Source organism: Billgrantia antri, assembly GCF_019430905.1.
Classification (GTDB): Bacteria; Pseudomonadota; Gammaproteobacteria; order Pseudomonadales; family Halomonadaceae; genus Halomonas; species Halomonas antri.
Genome location: NZ_JAHYCA010000003.1, coordinates 330,983 through 352,595 on the forward strand (window position 1 = coordinate 330,983; position 21,613 = coordinate 352,595).

The window sequence follows — 21,613 nt, forward strand, 5'->3', positions numbered from 1 at the left end:
TCCGCCCCTTCAACGATTGGTTTTAATGATTGTCGTCTCGCCACGACGGGGCGCCGGCCGCCAGCACCTCTCTCCCGTTCGGAACCGGCAGAATGTCATGCCGCCCAGGCACGCCGCCCCACTGCTTCAAGTAGTCCTGCAACTTTACAAGCGGCATCGGCCGGGCAAAGAAGAAGCCCTGGAAAACATCACAGCCATGTGCCGCCAGGAAGTCGCGCTGCTCTGCCTCCTCGATGCCTTCGGCCACCACCAGCAGCCCCAAGTGATGCGCCATCGAGATGATACCTTGAACGATGGCGCCATCGTGGCGATTGACGGTCACATCGCGCACGAAACTGCGATCGATCTTGATCTTGCCGATGGGCAACTGCTTCAAATAGCTCAAGCTGGAGAAGCCGGTACCGAAGTCATCGATGGATACCTCCACCCCCATGTCGCGCAGCTGGTGCAGGGTCTCGACGGCCGCCGCGGTGTCGGTCATCAGGACCCCCTCGGTGAGCTCCAGTTCGAGATAGTCCGCCGACAGCCCGGTCTCCAGCAGCGCCTGTTGAAGATTGGTCAGGAAGTTGGCGCGGCGGAACTGCAGCGGTGACAGATTCACCGACACGCGGTAGCGGCCGTAGCCCTCGGCGGCCAATCGGCACATATCGCGGCACGCCTGGCGCAGCACCCATTCGCTGATCGGCCCGATCTGTCCGGTGTCCTCGGCCAGCGGAATGAACAGCCCCGGGGAGAGGTACCCCTTGACCGGATGTTTCCAGCGCACCAGCGCCTCGAAACCGACCACCTCACCGCTCCGGGCGCAGAGCAGGGGCTGATAGTGCAACTCGAAGTTTTCCGCCTCGATGGCTTCCTGCAGGTCGTTGCGCAGCGCCATGCGCTCGCTCACTTCGTCGTTGATATCGCTGGTGAAACACTCCCAGGCATTGCGCCCCTTCTGCTTGGCACGGTACATCGCCATGTCGGCCTGCTGGATCAACTCGACGGGATTCTCTAGTCCCTCGCGCAGGAAGGCGATGCCCACGCTGGCACCGATGTAGAGTTCGTGCTCGCCAACCCGATAGGGACGACGAATGCTGGGGAGCAATTGCTCGACCAGGTGAATGGCCTGTTCCTCCCGCTCCAGCTCGGGCAACAGGATGACGAACTCATCACTGCCGAAGCGAGCCAGCGTATCCCCCGGGTTCAAGGCCTCGCCCAGGCGCTGGGCAGCCTGGATCAGCACCTGGTCGCCCACTTCGTGGCCGAGACTGTCGTTGATCGGCTTGAAATCATCCAGGTCGAGGAACAGCACCGCCAGGTGACACCCGTGTCGCTGCGCCAGCAGCACGTCGTGCAGCAAGTGGTCCTCGAACAGCGAGCGGTTGGCCAGCCCCGTCAGCGCATCGTGGCTGGCATGATAGGAGAGCTTCGCCTCGTAGGCCTTGCGCTCGGAAATATCGTGCTGGATACCGATGAAATGGCTCACGCTGCCGCTGTCATCCCGCACCGGCGCCAGGTAAAGACTGTTCCAGAACGGCGAGCCATCCTTGCGGTAGCAGCACAGCGTGACATTGATCTCGCGCTGCTCGGCAATCGCCTGCTTCAGTTGCGCCAGGGCGGCTGGATCAGTTTCGGCGCCCTGCAGGAAGTTGCCGTTGCTTCCCAGCACTTCATCCCGCCGGTAGCCGGTGATCCGCTCGAATGCCTCGTTGACGTAGATAATGGGGTTACCGGGCAGCCGAGCATCGGTAATGATGATGCCGTTGATGCTCGCCTCGACGCTGCGCTGCAGGATGCGCAGTTCGGTCTCGCGCCGATGCTGCTCTGTCATATCCTTGGCGATGCCGTAGAAACCGATGATACGCTCGTTGACCACGATGGGCAGGTTGGTTACGTCCAGGGAGACACTGCGATTTTCACGGTGCTGGATGGTCACCGAATAGCGAAACGCCTCGCCCCTGTCGGCATCGCGATAGAGCGATTCGATGTGCTCACGGTCCTTATGCTGGACCAGCCGCGAAAAATGCAGGCCGATCAATTGCTCCAGGGCATAGCCGGTAACGCTGCTGCAGGCCGCATTGGCCGTGGTGAAATGTCCCTCCAGATCGAGGGAGAAAACCGCATCGGGATGATAGGTGAACATCGAGCGATAGCGCTGCTCGTTCTCCTTCAACGCCCGACGGTTGCGCTCACGCTCCACGGCCAACGACACCAGTTCGGCCGCCTCTATCACGCGACGGCGATCGCTTCGCGTGGGTTCGCCCGGTTGATGGTAGTAGATGGCAAAGGTGCCCAAGAGCTGTTGGTTGCTGCCCACCACGGGATAGGACCAGCAGGCTCTCAGGCCGTGGCGGGCCGCGAGTGCATGGTAGCCAACCCAGCGCGGGTCGTTGGCCAGATCGGTGCAGATGACGAAGTCGCGCAGGTACGCCGCGCGGCCGCAGGCACCATTGTCGGGACCGATTTCCACGCTCCCGACCGCACCGCAATAGGCTTGCGGCAAACTCACGCTATGCAGTTGCTCCAGCCGCTGCTGCGCCTCGTCGCAGAGCATGATGGAGGCGATTCCGCCCGGCACCTGGACCTCCACGATGCGGCAGATGGCCTTGAGCGTTTCCTTGAGGGGCTGATCCCGTGCAATCAACGTCTGTACACGCTGCTGCGCCCGCAGATGGCGTTGCGTGCGTGCCAGCGCCAGCGAGCGCCGCCGGCTCAGACCGTCCATCCCGAGGCTGAAAGCCAGTAGGTAGCTCATGATAAGCCCCCCGATGGCCACACCGAGTGGCATCAACCCCGTCAGGCTGGCTTTCAGCGGCCCTGCATCATGGATGCGCATTTCCATGGCGGCTCCGCCTGGCAACACCACCAGCCCGCGCCGCAGCTCCACTCCCGTTTCAGCATCCTGCAGGTTATTGATCGGCAACAGGCTCACATCGCTCCGCATGGAGAGTCGCAGCGGCGTCACCAAGGAGTTCACCTCCTCGCGAAACAGCCGAGTGAGGTCGAGTACGGCAATCAGCTTGCCATGCGCAGGCAGCGACAACGGTACCGATACGAGGGCAAGCTCGGGGTTGTCCGCGTCCGGCAGCACCCAGCGAGGGTAAGGACCGCCCACCGCCAGCCAGTCCAGCAGCCAGTCATGACCTACCAGCCAATCGGATAAACGAAAGTCGTCTCTTTCTCGCCCCCAGCGAAGCTGCTCGTCGAGCCCGGACTGCCAGTGAAGCGCGACCAGGCTTGGCATATCGCGAAAGAACCCCTCGACCTCGACTTCCCGATACTTTCGAGGCGGCAGCCCCCCGAACTCCACCCACCGCTCCGCCATGCGCTGGAGTTCACGCTGCTTGTTGTCCACCACGCGCTCGGCGCTGACCTTGAAGGTAAAGAACAGCTCCGTCGCATGCTGCTGCCTGGCGTCGTACTGCTGCCAGGTAAGCCCGTACCAGGCAATGCCACTGGCCAGTACACCGCCAGTCAGGGCCAGTATCGTCGTACGATTCAAAGCAGGCATTACGGCCGGGTGACGCGCCATCACCATCATGGCCGTACCGCTCAGCAGTGCAGGCAGAGCGGTAAAGGGCGTGGCGAAGGCGCACCCCCAGGGACTGGCTACAAACAGATCCGGCCGCAACCCTGCCACCACGCTAGCCCCCCCGACCAGGAACAGGCCGACGCCGCCCAGCCACCAGAACAGGCGAGCACGCGCCGAGCGATTGCTGGCCATCAAGCATACGGACACGATCAGTATGGCAATGCTGGTGGCCGGTGTGAGCGGCTGAAATCCAAATGCGACGGCAACGGACAGATCGCCGGGTAGCCATGCCATCAACGGCGCGTACAGGCCGATCGGCAGGAGCATTGCCCCGCAAAGCTGGGCCGTTCTCACCCTTCCCACCTGCGTCGCCAACAGCCCAGTACCCACCAGCACCATGATCGGCAGACTAATCCCGGGCGGCTGCCATTCGACCGGCAGCTGCCAGGTAGCAAGGCCGTTGACGATGCCCATGACCAGCAGCAGCACTGGCACTAGCACCAGCCAGGTATGAAGCGCCACTTGCTGTGAATTGTTGGGCATTCGTCCCCCACTCGCTAATTTCCCTGAGTGAATTATCGGCAGCGAGCGGCGGGACTTGAGGAACTGGGGTGAGGGAACTCGTGCAGGATCAAGCGTCGCAGGGTTCGAGCGCCGCCATGACCAGGTTACGCCCCTCCCGCTTGGCGCGGTAAAGCGCGTGGTCAGCGCGCTTGAGCGCTTCCTGAGCCGGCTCGTCCTGCTCCAGCCGGGTTACCCCAATACTGGTGGTGACGGGAATGGGCTCGCCATCGAAACCGCTGAAAGTGGCATTTTCCACGGCATGTCGAATTCGCTCGGCGACATCCAGCGCCCTGGCCTGGCTACTGCCGACCAGGATGATCACGAACTCCTCGCCACCGTAGCGCGCAACACAGTCATGCCGGCGCGTCTGTTGCACCAGCAGTTCGGCGAACTGGTACAGTACACTATCCCCAGCAGAGTGACCGTAGCTGTCATTGATCTGCTTGAAGTGGTCGAGATCCGCCATCAACAGCGAACAGGGAATGCTGCCAAGGCGGTCCTGGCCCTCGATCTCTCGCTGCCAGGCCTGGACTTTCTCCAGATGCAGCTCCAGCGCACCGCGGTTGTAGAGCCCGGTCAAGGGGTCATGGGTCGCCTGGCGATAGAGTCGCAACAACAGGCTGAGCTGAAAGTGGTTGGCTGCCAACGATACGCCCAGCAGACTGGCAAGCAGCCACATGCTCTCCACGCCTCGGCCGGTCAGCCAGCTGCCATCGACGGCCTGAGAGAACCCCAGCAGCCCGAGCATGGCAAGTCCGGCAGCAAGCGATTCCAACAGGGTAAAGGGAAACACGCTCAGCGCCGCCACCAGCAGGAACGGAATGAAGCCGTAACCCACCAGATTTTGCACCTGCTCAGATGGCAGCATGAGCAGTACGAACAGGTAGAACCCCGCCGGTAGGGCCAGCAACATACCGGCGCTGAAGCGAATGCGTCGTATCCGCTCGTGCGTGACATAGGCCAACACCACGACGCCCATCAGCCCCAGCAACAGTCCCACCCGCCCCACCAAGGTCAGGTACAAAAGCTCGCTGGGTAGCACGAGTGCATCCACCACGATCCATAATGGGGAAAGCAGCGTAAAGATGAGGCTAAGGGCTAACACACGGCTACGCAAGTATCGTGCGTGAGCGAAGGCAAAATCTCGCGAGTGGTGGCGACTGCTCAGGGTATCACGCAGGGCACTCAGGCCGACGAACAGCTCATGGCCCACCTCGGGCGGTTCGGCCAACGCATCCAGGCGCCGGCTCTGGTACTCATGGGTCTCACGCGTTTGGCTGAAGCGCATGCTATCGCCTTGTCGGAGGGCCACCCTTCCTGATGGCCGGAAACGGAAACGCTGCTCCATGGCTGGACGAAGGGCCTCTGTGCAGCTTTGTCGTTATATCAGAGCAAGCTCAAGGTAACGAGTCCACAAGGCTTGACATACGACAAACATCAAGCCATTTCACAGCCATTTCAGCCATCGCGCCTCAAGCGAACCGGTCCAGACGGGCAATCGACTGAAAACGCCCTTCCGGCGTAAAGCAGAGACGAAAGGTGCCATGCACGCCATCCCGCGACACCACTCGCCGCAGCGCCTCGGCCGGAAACACTACCCGCCGACCGTCCAGGCTACGGGCCATCACCTGCCCTGCCCGCCCCTCATAATGGGCAAGGCAGGCCTCGCAAGATAGGGATAGCGTGACATCGATACTCGGCATGCGCTTCGACCGGCCCTGAGGTTTCATTATGGATCATGTTCTACAGCCGCTGGCTTAAGTGTTGAATCAGCGACTTCTCATCGACGTACAACCGCCTTATTCTACGACACTCGATAACGATGATAAGAGCTCAACGCTCGATTACGCAGGAATAACACCTTGAACAGATCCTCCCTCTCCCGTACCGCTCTGGCAGGCGGCGCCTCGGTCGTGGGCCTGGCCCTGATGCTCGGCACGGCCCAGGCCCAGGAGCCCGACTGGACCGCCGAACCCAGCTATGGCAGCCACCACCTTGCCGCCGGCTTCACGCCCGATCCCTGGACCCAGAGCCTGCAGGCAGGCGGCTCCTCGCCCGTCAGTGGCAAACTGGGCCCCAACTGCACCGGCTACATCATGGCCAGTGCACCGGACGTGGACCTGCACTACACCGCCGGCAGCATGCCGCTCTACGTCACCGTGAGTTCCAGCACCGACACCACCCTGGTCATCAATGCCCCGGACGGCCGCTGGTACTGCAACGACGACTTCAACGGCCTCGACCCAGTGGTCATGTTCCAGAACCCGCCCAGTGGCATGTACAACATCTGGGTCGGCGTTCACGGTAGCGACCAGATGCAGCCGGCCACCTTGAAGATTACCGAGCTGAATCCTGCAAACTGAAACGCAAGCCCCCTGCTCATGCCAGCCAAGCGAGGCCCCGCATCTCACAGCGGGGTCTCGATGTCCAATGGCCACCCCCGCCGCCCCAGCCCTGAGGAAGCATCATGAGCTCGAGGCCCACGGGAGCAACCGTGGTTTGGGGAGGGTGACTCTAGGCGCTTGTGTCAGCGTTATGCAGGATCGGTTTGCACCTCCTGGGAGCGTTGATAGAGACGACGGATCCTCTCTATAGCCACGGCTTCGTGCTCGTCCAGCACAATCTGTGTCCCCCTTTCTCGCTTAGCATCCTCAACTGTTCTGATCAGCTGATCTGAATACCTTCTTAAAAGATGACTGAGGTTCATGCGAATCATGGAAATTTCCAGCTCGAATTCTGACTTAAGATTTCGGAGCCGATGTATTTCTTTGGGGACACGACATCCATCTATTTTGACACGAAGCGTATCGTGGAGAAAGAGCTCAATGTTCTTAAGCTTCGGTATTACTTCTTCCAGCAGCTCCGTATCCGTTACGCTGGTCTGGATCATCGAGTTCTTTCTCCTCATGCAATAAATGCTGCAATGGTGCTAGTTGCTCGCTTGTAGCGCTGGGAGGATAAATTCCTCCCACCACCCGCATGCCGGCTTACCCTAGCAGGGCCAGCACAGTTTGAGGCACCTGGTTCGCTTGGGCCAGCATGCTCGTGCCGGCTTGCTGAAGGATCTGCGCCTTGGTTAGGTTGGCGATTTCTGACGAATAATCAGCATCCATAATGCGAGAAACAGCGCGTGAGCAAAAGGATGTTGTTGTTGATGGTTAACATAAAGGAAGCTCACCGCACCTAGGTCATTTTACCCTTATCGGCCTAAGCGCGCTGAGCTTTAGGAGTCACTTAAGAAAAAGACGTTTCGGCACACTTTTGTATCGACGCGGTCCCAAGCCTTGATCGTTACGCCCCGGGAGGGCTTACACTGGCTCTCCGCCGGTAATTAACAAAGTCGTCTGTACATCTCCTATCGCCTGAGCCAAGCCTGCTCAGCCTACTAAAAGACAACCGACTTCCGGCTGTAGTCTGTAGAATAACAAAATGACTCCGGCCCGGCGGCTATTACCTCCGCCAGCTTCAGCCCCGCCTCTAGGGCGCAGAGCCTGCAGGCAGGCTGTTCCTCACCGGTCAGCGGCAAGCTGGGGCCCAATTGCATCGGTTACATCATGAACCGGCCCCCAGATATCGATCTGCACCTTCACTGCCGTCAGCATACCGCTCTACATCACCGGCACTTCCGGCATTGACACCACGACGGTAATCAATGCACCCGACAACCGCTAGTAGTGCTATGACAACTTAAACGGCCTCCACCCGAATGGTTATGCTCCAGAACCCACCAGTGGCTTGTACAACGTTTGAGTCGGTGTGCATAGCAGAAGCCAGATGCAGCCGGCGACCTTGAAAATCACCGAGCTGAATCTATCCCAGTAGCCCCATAGTCAACAAAAACGGGTCGCACGAAGCGGGCCAGTCTAGAAACCAGAGAGACTAGGCACGCCACAGCGGAGTGTAAAAATGATGTTTATACATCATAACCTAGCTTGACCATAAGTTCTCGAGCAGCTTGATCAACAATCCTGACTTCTTCATCAGTCAGTATATTTTTCCAGACTCCTCTTCTATCTTGGAGAGGTTGTGTCATTTGCCAAGCTCGACGCTCCAAATGAGCTTTCTCTCCCTTCCCATCTGTCTGTTTTGGCATAACGCCGAACCAATTATAATTGGACTTATGAAAATCCAACATGGATGGTGTGTAAATCAACCCCAAAAAATCACAAACCTCACTCAGGATCCGCTCTGCATCAGACACCAAATCCTCATAACGAACCAAAATAGCATTATTGGCAGAAGCCACTTTAACAGCCTCTTGGTTATCTTCCACCCACCGAAGAAGAGCGGAATCAAAATCACCAGTGCGATTTTTAATTGATGCCACGACATCTCTTGCACAACGAGTCATAACAACAAATTTCGCCCCAGTGAATTTATTAACTATATCATGATAATAGTAGACATGCCGCGGCGTTTTTTCGCACAGCCATTTACTCCCCAAAGATTTCGCCATGGATTCTTCTGCTGTCAATTCAAAAGCAAAACTCTCTTCACCTAGAAACCACCCTGTCTCTCTTTTAATTGTATAAACCGACTCATTTTGCCCCAAGATTGACGCCATTAATGTAGTTCCAGTATGGCCACACCCTACAACAAAACAATAATTCAACCTAACATCGGGTTTATTAGACAAGCCTTTATCAACTGAGATCCTTATAGGTAAAGTTTTATTAATCTTCCCAGCATAACTTTTACCATAGTCATTCCTCAATCTTTTCAGCAGACTAAGAGACAAATCATAGCTTCCGTACGCCTCATGCATAATAAATGCCAGCTTTTTAACACCTTCTTCCGAGACACCATCTAGTTTATTAATGTCCTTAATATACACAGCATCTGCAGTTGTAAGCTGGTTGATTCCTTGATGTATCCCGCCATTGATTTTCATCGGCGCATAGAGACGCACCCTCTGCTCAAGCAATGTGTGCAGCATAAAACCATGCGCACGCATCCACTGGTCAATCTCAGCAAACAGCGGCTGCCCTTCATACAACTGTATAAAATTAACTTCCGTTTGTATCACGAGAGCATTTTTAAGTTTATTCTCTGCATTTTTAAAAACATTCAACTCACCGCCCTGAATATCGATCTTCAACCAATCAATTTTATCGATCTCGCTCACATCATCAAGACGAACCGTGTCTATCTCTTCAACCGCTTTAACTTTCCCCCAGAGGGGATACCCCTGAAAGTAATCTAATACTTCATTATTCGGCTTCAGAGTTGAAGTCATGCCCGATGCTTGACACAGGTATAACTTAGCCTTTTCACCAGTACCAACTGCATGCGGCAGATACGTTTCATTAGGGCCTTTCATGGCTTGTAGCTTTTGCAGGGCGTCTTTCTGCGGCTCAAAGCCGACTAACTTAACCAATCCGCGCTTGAGAAGGTCTGCATAAGGTGGAGCACCGTCAATTGGATTAGCGCCGACATCCACTACATGTACAGGTTCGTTTAAGGACCAAAGGTCATCTCCCTTTACGCAGGGAGCCTCCTTTACTGCTCTTGGTTTTTCTATAACTGACGACTGAGCGGGCATTCGCTCACATGATACATTAACTAATTCAGTTATTACTTCCGTTTTTTGGTGAGCCTCATTGGATACAACCTCTCTCACCACCTGTTTAGCTTGTCCTGTTTCAGAACTTAAGAAAGCCGACTGAGTTTTTTGATGGCGCTCATCACAGTCAAGAGCAGCCCAATACTTCCCTGCCTGCTCCTCATCTACCTTGACCAACAATGCGTAAGCCATATCCTTAATGTCATACACCGTATGCAGCAAGAAAGCGAGCTTTGTCAGCTGTTCATTGCTTAGTACTGCCATGCGCTCGAGACTAGGCAAGAAGATCACGTCTGCTGCGACAAGTTCACTTGCCTGGCGCTTCTCCTCAGGCACAGTATCGGGAAAGTAGCTACGCATAGCTTCGTCGTTTAAGCGGTAGAGCCGAAAGCCATGACGAGCCATCCAATGCTGTAGCTCCGCCAGGGAGGGCTGCCGCCGATGAGTTGGCTGGAAAGCTACGCGAACTTGTATCAACAATGTATCGGCCAAAGCTTTCTTGCCATGTTCTAGAATAGTTATAGCATCATTCAGGTCATCCAAGATCAGCCAGTCTAGGCTTTCCAGCCCTTCTATGCTGTCCAGAGAAACAGTATTGATGGACAGTTGGGTCAATACCCTAGCCCCTTGGGCATCGGCACTAGTCTGCTGGTCGACGGGCAGGGGCTCCAAGGTGCTACTAAATGCTGGGTCGAGGCAGGCGTACAGCGTCGTGGGTTGCCCATCCCCCAGCACGGCATGCGAAAACAGCTGAACATCCTGGCTACTCTCGAAGCGACCCGGATCTGTCACGCGGCTGGTGGGGTCGAACGCCACGAGTCCGAAGGCATTGAGCGATAGCAGCCTGTCGAAGCCGTGCTGGCGGAGCAGCTTACCGCCGTTGTCAATTGCAATAATTTTGCTGTATAGCTTCCAATTGAATTTATCTCTTGAATTTAACAACTCCGGTGCGTAAACGATCTCGACTGGGTTACTCTCATCTTCGAACCAAGCCTTACCCTCGTTGTCGAACGAAAGAGCAGCCGGTTCTTTGCCTTCGCAGTATCGCTGCCAGATGGCCCGCATCGTAATGGTAAAATGTTTGGCGAAACGATTCGCATCGCAAACGGGCGACTCCAACAGAACATCTCTCAAATGCTTACGTATGGTGGAGAGACTGTCCAGATCAGCTGCCAATTCGATAACACGATTACGATACTCACTCCAACTCGACGTCACTAACTCAGGCATTCCGGCATTCACTAAATGGGTTGCACTATGTCGGCCGGCAAAGGTTGGCCCGGGCATAGTGACTACAGGCACTCCCATAAGAAACGCCTCACACGTAGTCAAGCCCCCTGAGTACGGCCAAGGATCTAATGCAATATCCACTCGATTGTAAGCATCAAGCAATTCAGCATGGGGGGACGGCCCTTCGATGATTAAGCGATCCTCACCTATACCACACTGCATCATGTAATCTATGATCTTTTTACACCGCTCCTTACTTTGATACTGCATACTCTTGAGAAACAGGCGGGAGTTGGGCAGATCGTTGAGTATCTTTGCCCACTCTCCCAGAAGAACATCATTAAGCTTGGTCGCATTATTAAAACAGCCTAGCGTAACATAACCATTGCGCAGAGCAGGAAGCGGACCAACTTCCGGCTCATAGCCGCAAGGAGGATCGTAGCAGATATAATCATCGGGCAAACGAACTATCTTCTCGACATATTCTTCATCGACGCCTTCAGGCGTTTCCACATGATCACTGAGAAGGTAATCGATTGTTTCAACACCTGTTGTGTTAATCAGTCCACCCACCCACTTAACCTGCAGTGGTGCCGGACGCATAGAAATAGCACGAATCCTATTGTCGGAGTTATGCCCCGCCAGGTCGATCATTATATCCACTTCGTCACTCAGGATTGTCTTTGCCACCTCTGTGTCCCGAAGCGCCTGCACACTTCGCCATTGAGACGCGACCGTCTTAAGCCTCTGCGTTATTGCATCACTAGCATTATTAGTACTATAAAAAAATAACTCAACTTGGTCAGCCGACACGCGCTCCAAAGCCGAGGTTATCATACGGCCTACCGGATGCCCGCGAAACCCACCCGATATCAATCCAACTCTCAGTTTCTTATCAACCCTCTTTTCACCGAGATATTGTTCTACAATAGGCTCTTGTGAAAACAGCTTGCTCCATCGTTTGCATAGAGCGCTGATAGTGCCGGCATCCTTATCGGGATGATAATGGTATGAGGTTATGAGATTGGAAAAAGGACCTGTGGCCGAGGGCTGAAGTCTGTGGGCGCGCTGATAGGATTTTAAAGCTCCTTCGAAATCCCCCATCTCGTTCAAGACATTGCCGAGGTTGTTCCAAGTCAGGTAACGTTCCGGCGCCAGCTGAGCCGCCCGCTCTAACGTTTCTTTCGCACGTGAGTACTCGAAGCGCTTTGCGAGTATGTTGGCCAGCGTATTCAACATGTCCGTATCGTCGGGTGCCAACTCACAAGCTCGCTCCGCATGCTCCAGCCCGATATCGAAACGCGCTTGAGAATAAAAAATATAGCCTAAGTAGTTATGAGCCTTTGCATATTCAGGCCAAATCGCTACCGCTTGCTTCAAGCGCTCGATGGCAGAATCGATATCTCCGAGCTGATGCATGATGCGGCCTTGGATGGCTAGCACCTCGGCATCCTCGTTGGCAAGCGCTTGCGCCTTTTGTAGAGCCTCCAGTGCGCTTTGTAGATCCCCGGCCTGGGATAGTTGAACTCCCAGCTGCTTCCAGCCAACTGGGTTGCTGGGCTGTGTCTGAGTAAGAAGCCGCGCCTTATTCAATGACATGGTCACAGCCTGCCCCTCGAGCGTACGATTGCGTTGCTTACTAACGTTGCGCTTTGGTTTGGCGTAACTCATTGAAAATACCTAAAGATAGCTATGTGTTGCCCATAGGATAACCATCAATTGAGCAAGACAAACACTCGAAAAGAGCCCTATAAGGGGCGCAACTGGAAAGCCAACCGAGCGCAGCGGGTAAGTCGAGCCTACAAGACAAGAGGGCATCCAAAAGCGCTTCGGCTCGTGCTGCCCTCCCAAGTAGGTCTAGAATTTTTCCACTCTGCACCTTTACCCTTTGAAAGCAGCATGTAACGAAACAGCCCCCCTGAAAGGGGGGCTGAACTACTGAGAGCCAGAATGATCTCAAAGCACCGTCAAGCTTAGCCCAGCAGTGACAGCACGTTCTGCGGCACCTGGTTGGCCTGCGCCAGGACAGAGGTACCGGCCTGCTGCAGGATCTGCGCGCGGGTCATGTTGCTGACCTCAGAAGCGTAGTCGGCATCTTCGATACGTGAACGCGCGGCCGAGAGGTTAGTCTCGTTAGTCTGCAGGTTGGTGATAGCAGACTCGAAGCGGTTCTGGATAGCACCGAGATCGGAGCGCAGCTCATCCACCTGCTTCAGAGCTTCGTCAAGACGGCTCATCGGGTTGGAAGTAGCGCCGCTCAGCAGATCGCCGGCGTCCAACTTGGTGCCGTCCACAGTGAAGTTCGCTGTAGTTGCTTCAGTCGTGACATCGGCATCTGAAGCATCGAGAGCGACCTGGAAGGTCACAGCGGCGCCGGAAGTCGCCTCGATACCCTGCAACTGCAGTGCCTTGGCTTCGGCGTTGGACTGGGCTGTGATGGTTACGTCTACATACCAGTTGCCGTCGTCATCCACCTGAGCAGTACCAGACGTTGCAACAGCAGCAGTCGATACACCCAGGTTGGTGGCCAGCTCATCACTGAAACCGGTCGCAGAGACTGCGTTGTTGGCGATACCAGTAGACTCACCATAAGCATCCTGGTAATCGGAAGCTGTAGCAGCCCCCAGGTTCTCGCCCGGACCGTTGACGTTAAAATTGGACAGATTCAGGGTATCAGAAGTGATCTTCTCCAAACTGATGTCGATGGACTCACCATCATTGGCACCAACTTGGATCGAGAGTGTCTGATCCTTGCCGAGCACCTTGACGCCGTTGAAATCGGTCTGCTCTGAAATGCGGTCGATTTCAGTAAGACGCTGCTTGATCTCGGCCTGGATGGAGGCGCGGTCGTCGGCGGAGTTGGTGTCGTTCTGGGACTGAACGGTCAGCTCACGAATACGCTGCAGGTTGTCGTTGACCTGGTTCAGGGCACCTTCGGCAGTCTGCGCGACGGAGATACCGTCGTTGGCGTTACGCTGAGCCTGAGAGAGACCGGTGATCTGGGCGCTCATGCGGTTGGCGATGGCCTGACCGGCGGCGTCGTCCTTGGCGCTGTTGATACGCAGGCCTGAGGAGAGACGCTCCATGGCGGTAGACAGAGAGTTCTGCGACTTGGCCAGATTCTGCTGACCGATCATTGCAGTAATGTTGGTATTGATCACTGACATGGTGTCATTCCTTCTTGCGTTGAGGGCTCCATTGGTGGGCCCACTGAACCTTGGTTTTGCTGGCCCAGCATCTCGGGCCTACCTCAACGGCGCCGTTGGCCGTTACCCTAATTAACGGCACCTGCCGGCAAGACTTTAGGGTTTGGATGGAAAAATTTTCGTTTGGCGTTGACACCCTTCTTGCAGGCAGACTCCAGCGAGTCAATATCAGCCTGACAGGCACCACCAAAGACGAGACATCCGAAAGCTAAGGGGTGGGGGGGGCCATTCATGAAAAACGCCGCCAGGCAGAGCCTGGCGGCGTTTGTTCTAATACCTGTTAGCGGTTATTCCGCCCGAGTTGGGCATTCATCATGTCGAACTGCTGGATCAGATAGGAGCTTGTCTGGTTCATCTGTGCAATCATGCCGTCCAGCTGGGAGAACTGCTTGCGATAGCGTTCGATGGTACGCTCCACGCTCGCTTCCATGCGTGTATAGCGATCGTTCAGGCTCTCCACCCGGCTTTCGGCCCCCTCGATGGCATTACCGATCATGCCCTTGTCGTCGAGTATCTGCTCCAGTGTGGCACTGAACTGGCCGGCCATGCCGGTCTCGTCGCTTTCCCCGGCGAAGAAGGACGCCACCGACGCAGGTGAGTCCGCAATGGCGGCATCCAAGGTCTCCTCGTCGACCTCCAGCCTACCCTCCTTGTTCAGGGCAATCCCCAGATCCGAAAGCTGAGTATAGTCGCCACCCGGCACGCTGCTGGTCAGGTCACGCACCATCCGCGATTCCAGGGTGCGAACGGTACGATCACCGATCAGCTCTCCCGACGAAGCCCCATCGACACCCGGCTTGATCATGCGGCCAATGGTTGACTGCAGCTCATTGTAGGCGGCCACCCACTTGTTGACGGCCTCCTTGACCGACCCTTTGTCGCGGGCAACGGTCAAGCTAAGGGTATTGCCCTCGGCCTCGGGCGTGAGCGTCAAGGTCACACCCTGGATGGCTTCCTCCACGGTGTTGGTGGCACTGGTGATGTCGATACCGTTGATCGTAAGGCTCGCATCCTTACCCGCCCGGGCCGTTGCGGCATCCTCACCCAGCGTGACGCCGGTCGATAATCCCGCGAAGGTCATCCCGGTAATGCCCGCATCGACCCCGGTCTCCCGCGAGGAGAGTACCAGCCGATACCCGGCGCCGTCGTTGATGATGGATGCGTCGACCCCGGCGGCCTCGTCGGCGTTGATGGCATCGCGAATGTCTTCCAGCGTGCTGCCTGCATCCAAGGCCACCTGATGGGTACTGCCATCGCCGAAGGCGAGATCCAAAGTCGCGCCGGCATCCGTGAGCCCGGTCTCGAGGCTGTCCACGCGGGTCGTCGCCAGCGTACCGGCGGTAGCAATGCTGGTCACCGTCACGTCATAGCGGCCAGGGCTCGCCTTGTCGCTGGCCGATGCTGACATGCCATCACCCTGCACGGAAGCAGTGAGTTTCTGGTAGAGCGCCGTGTCGTTGAGTGACTGCGCCGCACTCTGAAGCTTGTCGACACCCGCCTTCAGCCGGCCGTAAGCGGAAATCTTGGCCTCCTGCTGAGCCTTCTGCTGAGCAATGGGCTGCAGCTTCTGCCGCTCGGCACTGCGCAACTGGTCGAGCAAACCGTTCAGATCCAGCCCTGAGCCAATACCGAGTGAGGAGATCGTCGCCATTTTTTCACTTCCCTGGTGGCAGAGATAAAGAGTTAGTACCGCTATCGACCGCTATGCCGAGAACTTTAGCGCTTCCTCTGCTTTTTTTTTGCTATCAGCGGGTCGCGTCCTTGCAACCCGCCTCGTTTCGAGCCTTCAGGCGTGGGTAAGCCGACGCTCGCTGAGCTTGAAGCCCCCCACCGCCTCAGCCAGCCTGTCGGCCTGGTCCTTGAGCTGCTCGGCGGCGACGGTGGATTCTTCCACCAGGGCGGCATTTTGCTGGGTCATGCGGTCGAGTTCGGCCACAGCCACGTTGACTTGGCCGATGCCGTCGCTTTGCTCACCTGCCGCCACGCTGATTTCGCCAAGCACCTTGGCCACGCGGCCAACACCCGCAACCAGCTCCTCCATGGTGGTGCCGGCCCGCTGGACCAGCTCGGTGCCCGAGGCCACTTTCTGCCCCGACGCTTCGATCAAGCCACGGATCTCGCGTGAGGCTTCGGCGCTGCGCGTGGCCAACTGGCGCACCTCACCCGCCACCACGGCAAAGCCCCGGCCCTGCTCGCCGGCCCGGGCGGCTTCCACCGAGGCGTTGAGCGCCAGCAGGTTGGTCTGGAAGGCGATGCCATCCATCACCTTGACGATGTTGCCGATACGCTCGGAGGAAGCCGTGATCTCGGCCATGGTGGTTACTACCTGCCCCACCACCTCGCCACCGCGGGTCGCCACTTCGGATGCCGACTGCGACAGATCGCTGGCATGGCGGGCCGAGTCCGCAGTGTGCTCGACGGTACTGGTAATCTGCTCGATGGAGGCCGAACTCTGCTGCAGGCTCGAGGCGGCGTTCTCGGTACGCCGGGAGAGGTCCTGACCGCCAGTGGCAATTTCACCCGCAGCCACGGTCACCGACTCGCTGGCATCGCGAATGGTCAGCATGACGTCCTCGATGCGCGAGACGAAGCGGTTGAAAGCGGCGGCTATCTGAGCCACCTCATCGCGCCCACTTTCCGGCAAGCGTCGGGTGAGATCACCTTCGCCACTAGCAATATCGGTCATGGCATCGCGAGCCGCCTGCAACCGGCGAAACATCAGCTTGAGCAGCGTCCCAAGGACAAGTGCAGAACCCAGCACCACCAGCACAAGACTCACCATCGAGGTTTCCAGCACGGCGCGCAGGCCGGCCGTGGCTTCACGCTCGTCCAGCGCTACGACCAACTGCCAGTCGGTACCTTTTACGGGCACGCTGCGCAACCACTTGCTGCGCTCCTCCAGAGCAAGCCGAACGGGTTCGTCGACACCTAGCGACGCGGTGAATGTGTGACCATCGAAGGTCGAAGAAAGACGTGAAGCTGGCTCCAACGTCATCGCCGGATCAGGATGCGCCACCAGCGTACCGTCGGAGGTGACGAGAAAAGCGAAGCTTTCAGGCGTCGGCGCGATGGTGCCCACAGTGGCTACGATGGTATCGATGGGCACATCCCCACCACCAACCGCAACAAGACGACCGTCTACATGGAAAGGTGTCGCAATCGTCACAATCAAGCCGCCCGTGTTGGCATCCACATAGGGTTCGGTGACGATGGTGCCTCCGGCCTCTACCGCTTGGAGATACCACGGACGCTGGCGTGGATCATAGTCGGACGGTGGGTTCCAGCCATCGGAGAAGATGCCCCTGCCGTCTTGGGGATAGGCCAGATAGGTGGACATGAAGCCACCCGAGGCTTCGAGCTGCAGCAGCGCGCCAAGTGGCTCTTCGCTTTGTGCCGCTGGTGCCAAGGCCTCAAGCATACCAGCACGAGCCTCGATCCACTCGCTGATGGCCAGCCCGTTGCCTTGGGCAACGGCCGCCAGGTTACGCGCCACTTGCTGGTCGTTATGGCGTTGCAGGGTGAAGTAATTAATGGCGGCATTGATAATCAGCGCCACGGCGATCACAGCGGCCGTGGTTAGTAGCAAACGCAATCGCAAAGAGGTGAGCATGCAGGGTCTCGCTTGTAACGGGATGCGGAGCCGGACGCGTCCATGCGCCGGGGCTAACCGCATATCGGCCGCTAGAGACTAGACTTTAGGCGATATCAGCGAGCGTGAATGATCACTTCCACTCGCCGGTTCTGGGCCCGCCCCTCTCCGGTATCGTTGCTCGCCAGGGGGCGCGTATCAGCCAGGCCCACCGCCCGCAGGCGCTGCGACTCGACGCCAGCACGCTCCAGGGCGTGCACGATGGCGATAGCCCGGGCGCTGGAAAGTACCCAGTTGGAGGGAAACTCGTCGGTCTGGATCGAGCGGCTGTCGGTGTGGCCCTCCACGGCGACCTCACCATCGTGGCGCTGGATCACCTCCATCAGACGCTGGATGAGCGCCTCACCGTCAGCGGTCAACTCCGCCGTTGCAGTGGGAAACAGCAGCCGATCCTCCACGCGCAGCTTGATGCCTTCCGCCACCCTGGATATCTCGACGCCCTCCAGATCAGCCAGGAAAGGCGCGTCGTCCAAGTCTTGAGCCAGCGCCTGCTGGAGTGTCTGGGAAGCCTCAATCGCTTGCGGGTCGATCTGGCGCGCCCTGCTCGGCGGGCGGTCGGTCAGCACCAGCACGAAGTCGCCTTCGGGCTGCGGCAGGTCGCCGTTGGCCGACAGGATCGGCTGGAGTTCGTTCGTCAACGGCACTTGCGACTGAACCAGCATGAACGGCGCAGGCTCGCGCTGTTCCAGCAGGGCCAGCGGTGTCGGCGGAGCGACAAAGGCAACACGCCCGCCCGACTCGGTGCGGCGCCGCGGCAGCCCCACCACCCCAAGCGCCGCCGAGATCGCCGACTGGCTCAACCGGCCGGGAGCCGGACGCGGTTCGGCCGGTACGGGCAACACTTGGGCCATTTCGCTGGGCAGCGGGATGGCAAAGGGCACGTGCGCAGCGAGCGATGTCGCTTCGTCATCCGGCTGCCCGACGCTCGTCAGCGTTAAGATGAGCACCAACAGCGCCACCAGCAGGGTCATGATGTCCAGGTAGCCGATCATCCAGGTGCTGTCCTGGTCGTGATCGTGGTGGGTCGGCATCAGCGATTCGTGGCGCATGGGACCACGATGATCGCCACTAGTGGAATGCAAAGAACTCATCGAGACGGCAGTCGATCCGAGAGTGGGAGTGACGGTCGGAGAAAGATACCTAGTATAATGGTTCGCCGCCATGGGTGAAGCGACGAAAAACGGTCCCTGAAGCCGGTTCCTCGCCTGGCCAACCCCCCTTTTTAGGCGTCCTGAGGCGTCACGTCGCTTCGAGAGAGATAGCGGCTGGCGAAGAGGTCGGCCGGTACCGGCTGGCCGGTGAGGTAGCCCTGGATAAGTTCGACCCCATGCCGGGCCAGGACATCGCGCTGCGCCTCGGTCTCGACCCCGACGGCAGCAAGGCGTAATTCCATTTCGCGAGCCAATCCAGCCACCGCGGCCACGATGGCCGCGCTGCCCCGCTGTCCGCTATCCAGACGCTGCACGAAGCGGCGGTCGATCTTGACCATGCTGATCGGCAGTTCCTGAAGATAGCCGAACGAGGCATAGCCCGTGCCGAAATCATTGATGGCAACCTCGCCTCCCAGGCGTCGCAGCCGCTTGAGCACGACGGCCGCCTGGTGCGGCTTTTCCAGCAGCGTGCGCTCGGCGATCTCGAACCCCAGCAGGCCCGGCGGCAGTTTGTGTTCGTTGAGCTTGGTGGCCACACGCACGGGCAGGTCATGCTGCCAGAATTGGCGCGCAGAGAGATTGATACTGACGGGAACCGGTCCGGCACCGGAGGCACCCCAGGCGGCCAGTTGCGCGCAGATCTGCTCGAGAATGTACTCATCGAGCTGCGGCAGCAACCCCGCCCGCTCGGCCAGCGTCACGACGCTGATCGGCGGCACGCTGCCCAATAGTGGGTGGTGCCATCGCAGCAGCGCCTCGGCACCGCGCAGACGGTTGCCGTCACGCTCGAAGATGGGTTGATAGTGGAGCTGTAGCCCTTCACCGTTGACGAACGCTTCGCGCAGGGCGGTCTCCAGCGCACGCTGGCGATCGTCTTGGAGGTTCATCTCGTTGCGGTAGAGACGGTAGCCGTTGCGCCCCTCCTGCTTGGCCCGATACATGGCGACATCGGCATTGTGCACCAGCGATTCCGCCGTCGTGGCATCGTCAGGGTAGAGACTGATGCCCAGACTACAGCCGAGGCGGAACTCCTGTCCCTCGATCACACAGGGCTCGCGCACGGCTTCCACCAGGCGCCGGGCCACCCGGACCACCTCGTCGACCTCCTCCAGGTCGGGCAGCAGTACGAGAAACTCGTCGCCACCGAGACGCGCCAGGGTGTCATCTTCTCGCAAGCGCAGCTGCAGGCGCTCGGCTATCATCACCAGCAGTTCGTCGCCAAAGGCATGACCCAGCGCATCGTTGACTTCCTTGAAGTGATCCAGGTCAACGAAGATCACGGCGAGTCGGCTCTGGTTGCGATGAGCGTGACGTATCGCCAGCTCGAGGCGGTCTTCCAGCAGGCGGCGATTGGGCAACCCGGTCAAGGCGTCGTAGTAGGCCAGCTTGCGGATGCGATCTTCGTTGTCTCGCAGGTGCGTGATGTCGCTGAACAGGGCAGCATAATGGGTAGCCGCACCGCTGTCGTCGGTGATCGCCGTAATCGTCAACAGCTCCAGGTAAAGCTCGCCGCTCTTGCGTCGATTCCAGATTTCCCCGCGCCAGTAACCGCTGCGCTGCAGGGTGTCCCACATCTGACGATAGAAGGCGCCGTCGTGACGACCCGAAGAAAGAATGGCGGGCGTCTTGCCGATTACTTCTTCCGCGGTATAACCGGTCATGTGGGTAAAGGCGCGGTTGACGAACTCAATGCGATTCCCGGCATCGGTGATGATGATGCCTTCCAGCGAGGAGTCGATCACCCGCTCGGCCAGTTGACGGTTCTCCCGCGACTGGGCAAGCGCACGGTCGCGCTGTTCCAGCGCATGGCGCAGGTCCTGCATGTAGAGATGCTCGGCCCCTGCCAGCATGTCGCGGAAGCCCAACAGTCCCACCACTTCGCTGGCTTCATCCAGCACCGCCAGATGTCGCACGCGGTGTTCCATCAGCAGATCGCGCGCGGCAATCAGGGTATCGTTCTGGCGCACCGTCAGCAGGGGACGACTGGCAAGCGAATGGATCGGCGTATTGCCCGGATGGCGCGCCACGAACCTCACCAGGTCGCGCTCAGTCAGAATGCCTAGCTCGCCGCCCTCACACTTGACCACCACGGCGTCACATTCGGAGAGCCGCATCGAACGCGCCGCCTGAGCGAGGCGCTGCTCGCCTTCCAATACCAGCGCTCGCTGGCGCATGGCCGCCTGCACTTCGCGCAGCCTCAGGTAAGGTTCGAGCCCCTGGTTCAGGGCCACGTCGGTCTGCGACACGATGCCCACTGGTGATCCACCGTCATCGACTACCAGAAAATGGCGCCTTCGGTCGACATTGAACCGCAACGCGGCTTCACTGACCGGCATGGACCGAGGCAGGCTCGCCACCGGTTGGCTCATGACCTGGGAAATCGGCAGGCGTACGGCATCGGGGTCGGCGAAGTTGACCGCCAGCGCATCGTGTTCCGTCCAGATCCCCAATGGCTGTCCTGCCTTGACCACGATGATCGAGCTGCACTGGCGCGCCGCCATGCGCTCGGCAGCCATCCATAACGGCGTATCGGGCTCGCAGGTAAGAAGCCCAGTTTGCATGATGCGTTCGACGGGTAGCTCTTGGCTCATGGCGCCTCGCTGGCTGGATACTGCTGCTTGGATCGCCCCAACCTCGACCCAAGAGCAACCTGCACGCGTCCCTGCACGCTTCAGGATTCCTGCCTGTCTGGAAAGGAAACATTCGAGAATGTAGCCAAACCGTAACTGCATTTTA

Annotated in this window: 11 protein-coding genes and 1 pseudogene; 1 reads left to right on the forward strand and 11 read right to left on the reverse strand. The window is 58.2% G+C overall.

What is annotated here, in order from left to right:
- Positions 1–22: 22 nt before the first annotated feature.
- From KPL81_RS09535 to KPL81_RS09545, 3 genes are all read right to left on the reverse strand, one after another.
- A complete protein-coding gene (locus KPL81_RS09535) occupies positions 23–4,057 on the reverse strand; it encodes a sensor domain-containing phosphodiesterase (RefSeq protein ID WP_240549157.1) in 4,035 nt (1,344 codons plus the stop codon).
- An 88-nt stretch (positions 4,058–4,145) separates the two neighbouring features.
- Positions 4,146–5,366: a GGDEF domain-containing protein gene (locus KPL81_RS09540; RefSeq protein WP_219791683.1), complete on the reverse strand. Its 1,221-nt coding sequence runs from the start codon at positions 5,364–5,366 to the stop codon at positions 4,146–4,148.
- Between the two features lie 184 nt (positions 5,367–5,550).
- Positions 5,551–5,808, reverse strand: coding sequence for a DUF2835 domain-containing protein (locus tag KPL81_RS09545; RefSeq protein WP_338035604.1), 258 nt, complete (start codon positions 5,806–5,808; stop codon positions 5,551–5,553).
- A 132-nt stretch (positions 5,809–5,940) separates the two neighbouring features.
- Between KPL81_RS09545 and KPL81_RS09550 the strand changes: the two genes are divergently transcribed.
- Positions 5,941–6,441, forward strand: coding sequence for a hypothetical protein (locus tag KPL81_RS09550; RefSeq protein ID WP_219791687.1), 501 nt, complete (start codon positions 5,941–5,943; stop codon positions 6,439–6,441).
- Positions 6,442–6,611: 170 nt separating this feature from the next.
- On the opposite strand, the gene KPL81_RS09555 is transcribed toward KPL81_RS09550, so the two are convergent.
- The 8 genes and pseudogenes from KPL81_RS09555 to KPL81_RS09590 form a co-directional block, all read right to left on the reverse strand.
- A complete protein-coding gene (locus KPL81_RS09555) occupies positions 6,612–6,968 on the reverse strand; it encodes a hypothetical protein (RefSeq protein ID WP_219791689.1) in 357 nt (118 codons plus the stop codon).
- A 97-nt stretch (positions 6,969–7,065) separates the two neighbouring features.
- Positions 7,066–7,230, reverse strand: a pseudogene (locus tag KPL81_RS09560) (flagellin); the annotation flags it as partial.
- A gap of 761 nt (positions 7,231–7,991) precedes the next feature.
- Entirely contained in the window at positions 7,992–12,542 is a 4,551-nt protein-coding gene (locus KPL81_RS09565) for an FkbM family methyltransferase (protein ID WP_219791693.1), read from the reverse strand.
- A 302-nt stretch (positions 12,543–12,844) separates the two neighbouring features.
- Positions 12,845–14,038, reverse strand: coding sequence for a FliC/FljB family flagellin (locus tag KPL81_RS09570; protein WP_219791694.1), 1,194 nt, complete (start codon positions 14,036–14,038; stop codon positions 12,845–12,847).
- A 319-nt stretch (positions 14,039–14,357) separates the two neighbouring features.
- The gene (fliD, locus tag KPL81_RS09575; protein ID WP_219791696.1) at positions 14,358–15,728 is read right to left on the reverse strand and encodes a flagellar filament capping protein FliD; all 1,371 of its coding nucleotides are present in this window, start codon (positions 15,726–15,728) and stop codon (positions 14,358–14,360) included.
- 135 nt (positions 15,729–15,863) lie between these two features.
- The gene (locus KPL81_RS09580; RefSeq protein ID WP_219791698.1) at positions 15,864–17,687 is read right to left on the reverse strand and encodes a methyl-accepting chemotaxis protein; all 1,824 of its coding nucleotides are present in this window, start codon (positions 17,685–17,687) and stop codon (positions 15,864–15,866) included.
- A 95-nt stretch (positions 17,688–17,782) separates the two neighbouring features.
- On the reverse strand, positions 17,783–18,775 hold the full coding sequence (locus KPL81_RS09585) for an OmpA/MotB family protein (protein WP_240549158.1): 993 nt from the start codon (positions 18,773–18,775) through the stop codon (positions 17,783–17,785).
- Between the two features lie 173 nt (positions 18,776–18,948).
- A complete protein-coding gene (locus KPL81_RS09590; protein ID WP_219791701.1) occupies positions 18,949–21,468 on the reverse strand; it encodes an EAL domain-containing protein in 2,520 nt (839 codons plus the stop codon).
- Positions 21,469–21,613: the final 145 nt, after the last annotated feature.